12 protein-coding genes are annotated in these 12,988 nt (G+C 68.0%); 9 read left to right on the top strand and 3 right to left on the bottom strand.

Annotation, left to right across the window (positions count from 1 at the left end):
- Nucleotides 1-2: 2 nt before the first annotated feature.
- Nucleotides 3-998, bottom strand: a complete 996-nt coding sequence (gene hpaD, locus NT132_RS09800; protein ID WP_297787897.1) for a 3,4-dihydroxyphenylacetate 2,3-dioxygenase — start codon at nucleotides 996-998, stop codon at nucleotides 3-5.
- 131 nt (nucleotides 999-1,129) lie between these two features.
- On the opposite strand from hpaD, the gene NT132_RS09805 reads away from it, so the two are divergent.
- Together NT132_RS09805 and NT132_RS09810 are read left to right on the top strand one after the other, a co-directional pair.
- The gene (locus NT132_RS09805) at nucleotides 1,130-2,065 is read left to right on the top strand and encodes a LysR family transcriptional regulator (protein ID WP_297787898.1); all 936 of its coding nucleotides are present in this window, start codon (nucleotides 1,130-1,132) and stop codon (nucleotides 2,063-2,065) included.
- 60 nt (nucleotides 2,066-2,125) lie between these two features.
- Complete coding sequence (locus NT132_RS09810) at nucleotides 2,126-2,797, top strand: GntR family transcriptional regulator (RefSeq protein ID WP_297787900.1); 672 nt, start codon at nucleotides 2,126-2,128, stop codon at nucleotides 2,795-2,797.
- 108 nt (nucleotides 2,798-2,905) lie between these two features.
- Here NT132_RS09810 and NT132_RS09815 read toward each other — a convergent pair whose 3' ends face one another.
- Nucleotides 2,906-4,045 carry an FAD-dependent oxidoreductase gene (locus tag NT132_RS09815; RefSeq protein WP_297787902.1) on the bottom strand — a complete coding sequence of 380 codons (1,140 nt, stop codon included), beginning with the start codon at nucleotides 4,043-4,045 and terminating at the stop codon, nucleotides 2,906-2,908.
- A 157-nt stretch (nucleotides 4,046-4,202) separates the two neighbouring features.
- Entirely contained in the window at nucleotides 4,203-5,249 is a 1,047-nt protein-coding gene (locus NT132_RS09820; protein WP_297787904.1) for an amidohydrolase family protein, read from the bottom strand.
- A 149-nt stretch (nucleotides 5,250-5,398) separates the two neighbouring features.
- Here NT132_RS09820 and NT132_RS09825 point away from each other — a divergent pair, with 149 nt between their 5' ends.
- From NT132_RS09825 to NT132_RS09855, 7 genes are all read left to right on the top strand, one after another.
- Entirely contained in the window at nucleotides 5,399-6,679 is a 1,281-nt protein-coding gene (locus NT132_RS09825; protein WP_297787906.1) for an FAD-dependent monooxygenase, read from the top strand.
- Nucleotides 6,676-7,086 carry an AMP-binding protein gene (locus NT132_RS09830; protein WP_297787965.1) on the top strand — a complete coding sequence of 137 codons (411 nt, stop codon included), beginning with the start codon at nucleotides 6,676-6,678 and terminating at the stop codon, nucleotides 7,084-7,086. Before NT132_RS09825 ends, NT132_RS09830 begins: the two co-directional genes overlap by 4 nt.
- Nucleotides 7,083-7,937 carry a fumarylacetoacetate hydrolase family protein gene (locus tag NT132_RS09835; RefSeq protein ID WP_297787908.1) on the top strand — a complete coding sequence of 285 codons (855 nt, stop codon included), beginning with the start codon at nucleotides 7,083-7,085 and terminating at the stop codon, nucleotides 7,935-7,937. The genes NT132_RS09830 and NT132_RS09835 overlap by 4 nt, the downstream gene beginning before the upstream one ends.
- A 60-nt stretch (nucleotides 7,938-7,997) precedes the next feature.
- Nucleotides 7,998-9,032, top strand: coding sequence for an ABC transporter permease (locus NT132_RS09840; RefSeq protein ID WP_297787909.1), 1,035 nt, complete (start codon nucleotides 7,998-8,000; stop codon nucleotides 9,030-9,032).
- Between the two features lie 70 nt (nucleotides 9,033-9,102).
- Nucleotides 9,103-10,269 carry a substrate-binding domain-containing protein gene (locus tag NT132_RS09845; RefSeq protein WP_297787911.1) on the top strand — a complete coding sequence of 389 codons (1,167 nt, stop codon included), beginning with the start codon at nucleotides 9,103-9,105 and terminating at the stop codon, nucleotides 10,267-10,269.
- Nucleotides 10,260-11,909, top strand: a complete 1,650-nt coding sequence (locus NT132_RS09850) for a sugar ABC transporter ATP-binding protein (protein WP_297787913.1) — start codon at nucleotides 10,260-10,262, stop codon at nucleotides 11,907-11,909. Before NT132_RS09845 ends, NT132_RS09850 begins: the two co-directional genes overlap by 10 nt.
- Nucleotides 11,906-12,988: DUF3500 domain-containing protein (locus NT132_RS09855; RefSeq protein WP_297787915.1), on the top strand; the 1,083-nt coding region annotated here is incomplete at its 3' end. The genes NT132_RS09850 and NT132_RS09855, both read left to right, overlap by 4 nt.

The following is a 12,988-nucleotide window of genomic DNA, read 5'->3' on the forward strand; positions in this document are numbered from 1 at the left end:
GCTCAGTGGATGCCGAGCACGTCTTCGAGCGTGGCGGGCGTCGCCTGAAGCAGCGGGTGGTGCACCGGCTCACCGGGGAACTCGCTGGCCTCGAAGAACCAGCGACGGGTCGCGGGCATCCCCCACAGCTGCGCTCGGGCGGCGTTCGAGAGGTCCCACCGCATGGGCTCGTCCTCGAGGTCGATGAACTGGTAGTGCGTCGTGAACAGTTCGATCCGGTGCTGGTCGGGGTCCCGCAGATAGAGGAACAGCGCGTTCGAGATGCCGTGGCGCCCAGGACCACGGTCGATCTCGTCGCCGAAGCCGAGGTCGCCCGCGACGTCGGCGGCGTGGATGAGCGACGTGGCGTCGGGCACCGTGTACGCGAAGTGGTGCAGGCGCGGGCCACGGCCGTTCGTGAAGACGAGGTCGTGCGTGTTGCCCTTCACCTCCATCCAGCTGCCCCACAGCTCGTCGGTGCCGTCGGTCGCCGTGAACTCTGCGAGGCGCATGCCCAGGCCCGCCCAGAAGTCGGTCGCCGTCTGCACGTCGTGCGTGACGACCTGGTAGTGGTCGAGGCGCTGCGGGGCGCCGGCGACGAAGTCGGCGAAGTCCTGGTGCCGCCGCGGCTGCAGGCTCATCGAGGAGGTGAGTTCCATATGCGTGCCGACCGGGTCGACGAAGCGGAGGGTCGGGCCCTGTTCGGGCAGCTCGACACGCTGGTAGGTCAGATTCGCCTGCTTGCAGAACTGCTCGGCTCGGACGATGTCGTCGTCGGTGCGAACCCGGAGTCCGATCTGCAGCGCCTTCGCCTCGTCGCCGCGCTCGAGCACGAGGCTGTGGTGCGCGACCTCCTCCCAGCCACGGAGGTAGATCGCGTCGTCCGTCTCCTCGGTGACCACGAGGCCGGTGACGTCGCGGTAGAAGTCGCGGGATGCGGCGAGGTCGGTCACCTGCATGCGGACGTGGCTCGCACGCGTGATGGCGAACGGGGGCTGCGGGTTGGTGGTCGGCAGCATCGCCGGCTCCTCTCGATCGGGTCTCGTACCCCCTCAGGCTGACAGCCGGGCTGTGATCCCGGCAGTCCCCGATCGACTACCGCAGCCATAGACCATGTTTATGCCGATGGGGACGCAATAGGGTTTGCTCTATGGAACTCCGTCAGTTGCGCTACTTCGTCGCGGTCGTTGGAGCGGGCTCCCTCACGGCGGCCGCCGCGGAGCTGCACCTCGCGCAACCCTCTCTGTCGGTCGCGGTCCGCCGCCTCGAAGAAGAACTCGGGGTCGCCCTGCTCACCCGCACCACCCGGGGCGTCGCACCGACGCCGGCAGGGCGCCGCCTGTTCCAGGGGGCGACGCGGGCGCTGGCGGAGCTCGACGAGCTCGGCGTCGAGCTGCGGCGCTTCGGCGAGGGGGTCGCCGGGACGCTGACCCTTGCGGCCGTCCCGGTGCTCATGTGGCACCGGGTCCCTGCGCTGCTGCGCCTCCAGGCTCGCGACGCCCCTGGGGTCGAAGTGCGGCTGCTCGATCCACCCCCCTGGCAGGCCATCGACATGCTGCGCCAGCGCGCGGTGGATGCCGCGGCGGTCATGGTGGCCGACGCGCCCCGGTTCGCCGCGCAGCACCGCGACGAGTTCGAGCTCGTGGACTGGGGCGATATCCCCCTCGTCGCCGCGCTCCCGCCCGAGGAGGATGACGCACCCTCTCCGCTGCCGCTGCAGGCGTTCAATGCCCGCAGCGTCGTCCTGCCGAGCCGGACGGCGGCGGTACCGAGCCTGCCCGAGGCGGTCGACGAGGCGTTCCGTCGCCACGGCATCATCCCGGCGGAGATCCGCAGCGAGACGACGATCCAGGCGAGCCTGCCGTTGATCGAATCGGGCATGGCCTCCGGCATCCTCCCCGATCCCGACGGCGCGAGCCTCGCCCGGTTCCGCGTGACGGTACGAGAGCTCGACCCTGCACCGCGACCGCTGCGGGCGTTCGTCCTGGTCCGCTCCGGCGCCTCCAAAGACGCCACACTCGCCGGGATGCTGCGGCGTGTGATCGCGACGAGAACCCCAGATCGTGTGCGATCCTCGATACGATAGCCCTCGGTGATCACGCGCCGGGGAGGCCCTGATGGTCCCGCGACGAACAGAGGAGGTGCGATGGCGACGACGAAGTCCGAACAGGCGTACCAGATCCTGCGCGAACGGATCATGGACGGCACGTTCAACCCGGGCCAGCGACTGGTGATCGACCAGCTCGGTCGCGAGCACTCCATCTCTTCCGTGCCCTGGCGCGAGTCGCTGCGGCGCCTGGAGGCCGAAGGCTGGGTGGACATCATCCCCAACGTCGGTGCCGTGGTGAAGACCTTCGACACCGGCGCATGGCAGCGAACCATGCGCCTCCTGGCACGCATCGAGGGGCTGGCGACGGCGCTGGCCGCTCCGGAGCTCACCGCGGACGACATCGCCCACGCCCGCTCGCTCGACCGCGAGATGGAGGTCGCGCTGCAGCAGTACGACCTCGCACGCTTCGGCTCGCTGAACCGGGAATTCCACGAGTTCATCTGCCTCAAGTGCGACGACGAGCACCTCGTAGACCTGGTCCGCAACGAGTGGACCCGCCTGGACATGGTCCGCCGGACGAGCTACTTCTATGCGCCGGGCCGCCCGCTTGCCTCCATCGCCGAGCACGAGGAACTCCTCGACCTGATCGAGCACGGCGCGGACTCCCCCCGGGTCGAAGCCGCGATGAAGCAGCACCAGCTCAACACCCTTAAGGCCGTGGCCCGCCACGAAGAATCCCTCGAGGGCGAGGGCACACCGCGCCGCTGAGCCCGGTGCCCCACATCAGTTCATCCCGGTCCACCCGAGGTGGCGGCGGACGCAGAGTGGCCCGGCCTCGGGGGTCCGAGGCCGGGCCACGACGGCGCTACGGCTGACTCAGAGCGGCCGTGCCATGACGTCGAGCACGTGGATCGTCGCCGACACGTTGTCGAAGCCGGGCTTGCGGCCCATCTCCCACTCGCCGATGGCGAGCGAGGTATCGACGATGAGCTTGCAGCGCTCGTAGCGACGGTCGGTGTACGCGAGGAACGCGGCGTCGAGGTCGTCGCCCATGACGGCGAGCTCCTCGGCAAGCACCACACCGTCCTCGATGGCCTGCGCCGCACCCTGGCCGAGGTGCGGGGTGATCGCGTGCACCGAGTCGCCCATCAGCACCACGCGACCCTTGTGCCAGGGCCGCGGCGTGCCCATGGACTCCTCCGGGCGCAGCACGATCTCGGCGTCGTCGGTCACGAACTCGTCGCGCACGCGGGCCGTGAGACCCCCGAAGCGCGCCAGGTACTCCCGCAGCCGCGGGGCGAGCTGGTCCTGCGGGATGCGCTCGTGGGTGCCCATATGCGCGTTGTAGAACATGTACGCCAGGTCGGGTCCGATTGGCACATAACCGGCCATGCCCTGGTCGTCGCCCTGAAGCACGATGCAGTCGATCTCCGGCAGGAGCGGCATGTTCATGCGGAACGCCGACTGCCCGATGTACTGCGGCTCCATCTCGGCGCCGTCGAACACGTACTTGCGCACCTTCGAGCGCACCCCGTCGGCGCCGACGAGGATGTCGGCGGTGAAGGTACGGCCGTCCTTCGCCGTCGCGGTGACCGAGTCCGGGCCCTCCTCGAGCGAGACGAACTCCACGTCGTAGTGCAGGTCCGCGCCGACCTCGAGCGCTCGGTTCGTGAGGATCTCGTGCAGCTTCGGGCGCGTGACGCCGTTCAGGGGCGGGAGATCCGTGCCCTCGATGGTCACTCCGGCCATGTCGCGCAGGTGGTTGCCCTCGGCGTCCAGCATCCGGCCCCACTGCTTGGCCGGGTACCCGGCCTCGATGCACGCGTCGGCGCATCCGATCATGTCGAGCGCGCGCAGGGCGTTGCCGGGCTGGATGATGCCGACGCCGAAGACCGACGCATGGAGGTCGGGGTAACGCTCGATGACGGTGACCTCGAAGCCCTTCTGCCGCAGCGCGATCGCCGTCGAGAGTCCGCCGATGCCGCCACCCACGATGAGAACTGATTGCAGGGTCATGTGTCTGTACCGCCTACTTCCTCGTAGATTCCGCTCGGCCATCGAACGGAACACATATTGGTACATATATATCTATCCATATGTGCGAGGCGTGTCAACACCTGCGTAAAAAAGAATCGGGGAGCCGGTCCCCGGACTCCCCGATCCGTCACAACCGTCAGATCGGCAGGTCGAACATCCGCTTCGCGTTGCCGTACAGCATGAGATCGCGCTGCTCATCGGTGACATCGATCTCGTTCTTCACGAACTCCACGCCCTGACTCATCCACGAGTAGAACACCGGGAACGACGATCCGAAGAGCAGGTGGTCCGCACCGCTGATCTCGACCGCAGCCTCGACCTGGGCCTTCCCCCACGAATGCGGGTGGGTCATGTCGAAGAAGATGTTCTCGTTCAGGTATTGCTTGATCTTCTCGCCACCGGTGGGGTCGAGCCGGTTCATCGCTTCGGCCTTCGCCGGCTTGTGCGGGGTGAGCAGCGCGGCGTTCGCGAACCAGTTGCCGCCGAACATGGTGTGGATGAACTTCAGGTTCGGGAACTTGTCGAACATGCCGCTGAACAGCTCGCGGCCGACGGCGACGCCCTGGTCCATGATCCGGCCGAACTCGCGCCGCAGGTTCGTGTAGTCGATCACCGAGCGCCACTCCACCGGCAGCGGCGTGTGGTGCACGATGACGGGCACGTTCTTCTCGTTCAGCACCCGCAGGTACGGCTCGAAGACCTCGTCGTCGAGGTAGAGCTGACCGTAGTGACAGGCCAGCTGCACGCCGACCGCGCCCATGTCGAGGCAGCGCTCGAGCTCGTAGATGTTCTCCTTGCCGCCCCACGGCGGCACGCAGGCGGTGGAGAACAACCGACCGCCGGACTCCTCGACGATCTTGGCGGCGTTGTCGTTCACCGCCCGGCAGGTCTCGAGGCCGAGCCATTCCTGCCACACCGGCACGCGCATGATGCCGTAGTCGACGCCGGCCTCGTCCATTGCCGTCAGCTTGGACTCGGCCGAGTAGTCGCCCTCGACGTAGTTGAGGTTCTGATACCCCTTGGGCTTCTCGAGGATGAGCTGCTTCTTGCCGCTCTCCATCGTGATGACGCTGGCGATCTCGCCGAATCCGCGGGGTGCCGAGTTGAGGAACCCGCCCAGGATCTTCTCGTTCGTGAACAGGTCTTCGGGGAGGTGATGGATGTTGATGTCGACGACCGGCATGGGTGCTCCTTCGTTGGTTGCAGAACCAGCATACGAGTCTTCACGGATTTCGTGTGTGGAATCGTGTGCGATTTCGCGTATGATGACTTGCAGCTCAGGGCCGAGCGAATCCTCTCGGGCCCGCAGCACGGGAATGAAGCGAGGAAAACATGACCACGGACATCGCGATCGTCGGCGCCGGACCTGCCGGCCTGCTCACGGCGCTCCGCCTCCACCAGCAGGGCATCCGCCCGACCATCTACGAGGTCGTACCCGAACTGAAGCCCCTCGGTGTCGGCGTCGACATCAAGACGGTCGGCACCGCCGAGATCGACGACCTCGGGCTGCTCGAGGAGTTCCGGGCCATCTCGGTGGATGCGGTGGACTCGATCTTCTTCAACCACTACGGCCAGGAGATCTACGCGGAGAAGTGCGGGGTTCACGCCGGCTACGTGCACGAGCAGCGCTTCGTGCACCGCGGGCGCCTGCAGATGCTCTTCTTCGACGTGGCGGTCGAGCGCCTCGGTGCCGACGCCGTGAAGCTCGGTGCGCGCGTCACCGGTTACGAGCAGGACGCCGACGGGGTCACGCTGCACATCTCCTACGAGGACGGACGCACCGATCAGGTGCGCCACGATGCCGTCATCGCGGCCGACGGCATCAAGTCGGCGATCCGCCGGCAGATGTTCCCCGCGATGGCCGAGCCCCATTTCTCCGGGATCACGATGTGGCGCGGCACCACCCTCATGGAACCGTTCCGCGACGGTCACACGATCCTCCACATCGGCGACCCCCACATCTCGTCGATGATCGTCTACCCGATCGCCAACGACTTCGAAGGCACCGGCAAGACGCTCGTCAACTGGGTCGCCGAGACCAATGGCGAAGAGAGCATCGAGGACTGGAACCAGACCGGCGACATCAGCGAAGTCATCCCGCTGTACGACACCGTGAAGATCCCCTTCCTCGATGTCCAGCGCCTCATGCGCGAAGCGCGCGAGGTGTACATGTTCCCCCTCATCCGCCACGAACCGCTCGACGGCTGGGTCGACGGCCGTGTCACGCTCCTTGGCGACGCGGCGCACGCCATGTACCCGCGCGGCGGGAACGGCATCACCCAGGCGATGATCGACGGGCGCGTGCTCGTCGAGCAGCTCGTCGCGCACCCGGACGACCCGCATGCCGCTTTCCTGGCCTACGACGCGGTCCGCCGCGTGCCCGTCAACCGGATCATGCTCAACATGCGGGGCGAGGGCTACGAGGTCATCCGCCGCATCGTCGCCGAGCGCACCGAGGGAAAGCCCTTCGACGACATCGAGCAGGTGCTGCCCCTGGCCGAGGCCGACGAGATCTTCAGCACCTACCACGCCCTCGTGGGGGCGCCGCGTCCCGGTCGCGACGCGGCCGAGGCTACCGGCTTCCGCACCGCGGAGGTCGAGGTCTCCCGATGACGACGGACATCGCCCCCACCCACGAGGTGCGCGCCGAGATCCTCGATGTCGAGGCACGGCGCCAGGCCGCGCTCATCGCCGTGGACTTGGACGCCCTCGCCGAACTGTTCGACGACTCCCTCGTCCACATTCACGCCGCGGGCACCACGGGTTTCCCCAAAGGCGCGACCCTCAGTCATTACAATATTCTCAACAACGGCTACATGGTCGGCGAAAGCCTTGGGCTGACGGCCGCGGATCGGCTGGTGATTCCGGTGCCGCTGTCCGGCTGGGTCACCCAGGTGCTGCGTCGCGGCACCGACGGCGCCTGGCGCTTCGTCAGCTTCCAGATGACCCCGATCAGCGAAGGCGTGTGGGGCAAGCTCCCCTCCGAACAGGCCGCAGAGACCACCAAGGAGGAGAAATGAAGCTCGCACGCTTCCAGGTCGGTGACTCGGAGGTGCGCCTCGGACGGGTCGAGGGCGACCGCATCGTCGACATCACGGAGGCCGCCGGCGGCGCATCGCTGCGGGCGATCCTGCCCCGCCTCGAAGAGCTGAAGCCCGCGCTGGCCGCGGCATCCGGCGACTCGCATGCCCTTACCGAGGTGACTCTGCGCAACCCGATCGACGACCCGCAGAAGGTTCTCGCGATCGGCATGAACTACCGGGAGCACGCCGAGGAGGCCGCTGCCGCAGGCATCGCGACTCCCACGAGCCAGCTGTGGTTCAACAAGCAGATTTCCAGCCTCAACGACCCGTTCGGCGACGTCGTGAAGCCCGCGATCTCGGACGCACTCGACTACGAGGTGGAACTCGGCGTGGTCATCGGCACGCAGTGCCGCCGGGTCACCCGCGAGAACGCCCGGGACGTGATCGCCGGCTATGTCGTCACGAATGACATCTCGGTGCGTGACTGGCTGCAGAAGAAGTCGCCGACGTTCATCCTCGGCAAGGGCTGGGATACGCACGGCCCCATCGGACCGTGGCTGACCACCGACGATGAGATCGACGACCCGCTGCAGCTCCGCATGGTGCTGACGGTGAACGGTGAGGTCCGTCAGGACCACGTCACCGACGACATGATCTACGACATCTACGAGCAGATCGAGTACCTGACGACCGTCATGACGCTCATGCCGGGCGACGTCCTCCTGACCGGAACGCCGCAGGGCATCGGCGCACCCATGGGCAACTTCCTGCGGGTCGGCGACGTGGTGCGCGCGGACATCGAGGGCCTCGGCTTCATCGAGAACCACGTCGTCGCCGATGACATTTGAGCGAGGATCACATACGATGTCGCACACGATCGCAATGATGCGAGAACGGAAGAGAAGTCGATGACGAACCTGACGTCTCCCAAGGAGAAGCCGACCCTCACGGTCATCTCCGCGGCCATCGCTCCACAGCGCACTCCCCTCGACTTCGGCTGGTGGGCATCCCGCTTCTCCGTGATCGGGGTCTGGATCCTCATGATCGTGGTGTTCGCGTTCATCACGCCGGAGCGGTTCCTCACCCCCGGGGTCCCCCGTGTGATCCTCAGCGGACAGCTGGAGATCATCTTCCTGGCGGCGGGTCTGCTGTGCACGATCATCGTCGGGGAGTTCGTCGACATGTCCGTCGCCGCGAACTACGGCCTCGCCGGCACCATCACCGCGGTGCTGTCGGTGAACCTCCACACGAACGTGTGGATCTCGGCGCTCATCGCGATCGCCGCCTCCACGCTCGTGGGCCTCGTCAACGGGCTGCTCGTGGTGAAGGCCGGTGTCAACACGATCGTCGTGACGCTCGGTATGAGCACGGTCCTCGCGGGCCTGTGCATCTGGGTAAGCAACGCCCAGCCGATCAGCGGCATCCCGCGCGACTTCACTGCAATCGTCAACACCGACGTGCTCGGTCTGCCGATCAGCTTCTTCCTGGGCCTCATTCTGATGCTCGGCTTCGCCTACGTGCTGCAGTTCACGCCACTCGGCCGCAACATGCGGTTCGTCGGTGAGAACCGCGAGGTGAGCCGGCTGGCCGGCGTGCGGGTCAACCGCATCCGGCTGGGGTCGTTCGTCGCAGCCGGCGTCATCGCCGGGCTCGGCGGCGTGCTGAGCGCCGCGAAGATCGGCGGATTCGATGCCGCGACGGCGCAGACGTACCTGCTCCCGATGTTCGCGACCGTGTTCCTCGGCACCGCGATCCTCATCCCGGGAAAGTTCAACCCGCTCGGCTCGTTCATCGCCGCCTATTTCCTCGCGACCGGCACCCTCGGGCTGCAGCTCGCGCTCATCGGCACGAACTCCAACATCTGGGTGCCCAACGTGTTCTACGGCGCGGTGCTCATCATCGCCGTCACGGTGTCCACGGTGCTCGGGCGAAAAGCCAGATAGACGTTCCATCCATCCCTACCCATCCCACAGCAATTCCGTTGCCGACGAAGTCAAGAAGGAAACGCATCACATGAAAACCCGCACACATCGTTTCGCTCGCCGTGGGGGTCTCACCCTCATCGCGGTGACCTCCGCCGCCCTCGCACTCGCGGGCTGTGCCAGCTCCACCCCTGCCGCAGAATCCTCGTCGTCCGCCGCATCGGGTGAGTCCGAGAACGCGGCGTACCTGGAGACGGTGACCCAGCCCGCCGAGTCGTACCCGGTGCCGACGGACCCCATCGAAGGCGTCGACGCGTTCGCCGGCGGCACCGTGTTCTACGTGCCGATCACCCTGCGGGCGCCCACCTTCGCGGCGATCCAGTCGTCGCTGCAGGAAGCACTCAGCGAGGTCGGGATCACGGTGCAGTCCTGCCCGGCCGACGGCAGCCCGGCGAACATCGCCTCGTGCGTCGACCAGGCCATCGCGGCCGGCGCGCTCGGCGTCATCGCCGACGCGATCCCGTACCAGATGGGCGCCGAGGCGTTCACCAAGGCGCGGGAGGCGGGCCTGCCCGTCATTATCACCGACCAGGGCCCGAACGAGCAGGACTTCCCCGCCGATGAGTCCCTGGCCTACATCCCGTCCGGCGCGCCGGCGACCGACGAGGCGATGCTGCGTTGGATCGCCGAGGACTCCAACGGCGAGGGCGTCATCCTCGTCAGCCGTTCTGCCGACGGCTACTGGTCGTCCAAGTTCATGAGCGACGCGCTCGAGGACCTGCCCAGCTACTGCCCCGGGTGCACCGTGGCGGCCACCGTCGACATCTCCACCGCGACGCAGGCTCAGCTGCAGAGCAACATCGCCGCCGAGCTCATCAGCAACCCGGACATCGGCTACCTCATCACCGACTTCGCGCAGTACATCCCGCAGGCCACCGGCGCGATCCAGGATTCCGGTCGCACGGACGTCAAGTTCCTGACCGGTTCGGGCACGCTCGGCGCCATCGAGGGTGTCAAGGCCGGTCAGTTCGCCGCGGTGGCCGCCGAACCCACCGCACTCATCGGCTACCGCCAGGCGGACACCCTGCTGCGGCTGCTGACCGGTACCCCGGTCGCCGAGATCGTGCCGGGCGAGGAACCGATCCGCCTCTTCACCGCGGACACGCTGCCCGAGAACCTCACCGACGAGGCGGCGCTGTCCGGCGAGTGGTTCGGACCGACGTCGTTCAAGAAGGACTTCGTGGCACTGTGGCAGTAACAGCAACAAACCAGGAGGCGCGGGCGGTCACGCCCGCGCCTCCGGCGCGGCTTGAGGTCCGTTCGCTCTCGAAGACCTTCGGAAACACCCGCGTGCTCACCGACGTCGCCTTCGACGTCCGGCCGGGCGAGATCCACGCCCTCGTCGGCCAGAACGGCTCGGGCAAGTCGACCGTCGCGAAGATCCTGTCAGGCCTGTACACGCCGGACCCGGGCAGCGTCGTGTCGATCGACGGAGAGCCGTTCGAGCTGCCCGTCCGCCCCGACGAGGCCCGCCGGCGCGGCATGGCCACCGTGCACCAGAACCTCGGGCTGCTGCCCGGATACACGGTGCTCGAGAACCTCCGCATCGGCCGGTTGCGGGCGCGCGGCGTGCTGCACCGCATCGACTGGAAGCGCGAACGCGCCGAGGCCGAAGCCTCGCTCGCGCGCATCGGCCGCTCCGTCCCGCTGGACGCGAAGGTGGGCGCCCTCCACGAGGAGGAGCGGTCCACCGTCGCCATCGCCCGCGCGCTGCAGGACAGCGAGCCGGGCTCGGGCGTCATGATCTTCGACGAGTCGACCCGCGCTCTCAGCCGCCGCTCGCTCGAGCACTTCTTCGCGCTGCTCAACGAGATCGTCTCGACCGGCACCGGCATCCTCATGATCACGCACCGGCTCGAGGAGGTGCTCGACGCCGCGGACCGTGTCACCGTGCTGCGCGACGGCCGCACCGCCGCATCCGGCTTCGACGTGGCCGGTATGGATGAGGCCGAACTCACCGGCATCATGCTCGGCCGCGACGTGGACACCCATGTGTCCCGGCTCGAGACGTCGTTCGACGCCAAGTCGACCGTGCACATCACGGGCCTGCGCAGCAACCTGCTGGGCGGCGTCGACATCGACGTCCGCGAGGGCGAGGTCGTCGGAGTCACCGGCATCGCCGGTTCCGGTTACGAGGATGTGCCGTACCTCGTGAGCGGTGCGAAGCGCGCGACCGGCGGCGCGATCCGCCTCCCCAGCACCTCGGGCGACGGCATCCGGGTGCCCGGACTCAGCCCCTCCACCGCCATGGCGCACGGCATCGCGCTGCTGCCCGAGGGGCGCGAGCACGCAGGCCTCGCCATGCAGATGACGGTCGCCGAGAACGTCTCGTTCCCGCACACATCACTGCGCAGGAGGGCGCTCCTACCCAACGGACGCCGCGCCGAGCGCGACCGCACCACCGACTGGATCGGCCAGCTCGATGTGCGGCCGCCGCGCGCGGAAGCGGTCGTCGGCACGTTCAGCGGCGGCAACCAGCAGAAGGTGTTGCTGGCGAAGTGGCTCTCGACCTCTCCCACGCTGCTGGTGATGCACGAGCCGACCCAGGCGGTCGACGTCGGCGCACGCCGCACGATCGTGGGCGCCGTCCACGACGCCGCCGAAGCCGGCGCGCACGTGCTCGTCGCCGACGCGGACGAGAACGTGCTGTCGATGCTGTGCGACCGCGTGCTCGTCTTCGAGGACGGCGTCATCACGCGTGAACTCACGGCGCCGATGACCCCGGACGACATCGTCGCCGCGATCTACACGAACGGCTCCCGCGCGCGGCTCCGCGACCGCGGGGACACCGCCGCCTCGGCGGAGAACGCCACCACGACGGAAGGGACCGCGGAGTGACCGACGACCAGGACATCGACGGCTTCTTCACGACCGCTCGCGTCAGCGGGCGCGACGAATCGGTGCTGCTGACGACGGAGGACTTCCGCGACTTTCTCTACCCGCTCGACTCCGACGAGCTCGCGCCGTGGCGTGACATGACGTACGAGCGGTTCACCGCGGAGCGCCAGAGCAACGAGTTCCTGCGCGCCCTGCTGGCCGACTGGGACAGCCTGTACGAGGAGCCGTTCGCCGGCGTCACGACCGATGGCACCGTGCGGCAGGGGCTCTACCCCCTTTCCCCCGGCGGGGGGAACGACGCGTCCACGGTCGCCGCGGCCAACGCGTTCCTCGACAGCCTGTACGAGGACCAGCGCCGGCGGGTGAGCTACCCGATGGACGGCCCGGAGTGGCGCGGCTGGTCGAACCCCGAGTTCGTGTTCCACCGCAACGGGATTCGCCTCGAGGACCTCGCCGACGCGCAGGCCGAGGCCTTCCTCGGGCTGCTCGCCGCATCCCTCAGTCCCGAGGGGACCGCGCGGGTGCGCGAGGCGATGGACCTCAACGGCTACCTCGGCGAGCTGACCGGCCTCACGAACGTCATGAACAACCGCTCGTTCTGGGTGTCGATGTTCGGCACGCCGGCGACGGACCAGCCGTGGGGCTGGCAGCTGTTCGGCCACCACGTGTGCCTGAACTTCAGCGCGGTCGGCGGCCGGGAGGTCGTGGCGCCGACGTTCATCGGCGGCGAGCCGGCGCTCGCCGAGGGCCGCCCGCCGCTGTTCGATGCCCGTGAGCGGCTGGCGCGCGCGCTGTCGTCGTCGCTGACCGCGGAGCAGCGAAAGAAGGCCGTCGTCTTCGAGTCAGTGCTCGACCCCCGGATGCCCGAGGGTCGGCTGCACCCCGCCGACGAACGACACGTGGGCGGCGCGTTCCGCGACAACCGGGTCGTGCCCACCGAAGGGATCTGCGCGACCGACCTCGACCCGGAGCAGCAGCGGATGCTGCGCGACATCGTCGAGGACTTCCACCTGCTCCTGGGCGCGGAGCAGCGCGAGCGCACGATGGCCGAGTACGACGCTCACCTCGGCGAGACGTGG

The sequence above is a fragment of the Microbacterium sp. genome (assembly GCF_026393345.1).
Lineage (GTDB): Bacteria > Actinomycetota > Actinomycetes > Actinomycetales > Microbacteriaceae > Microbacterium.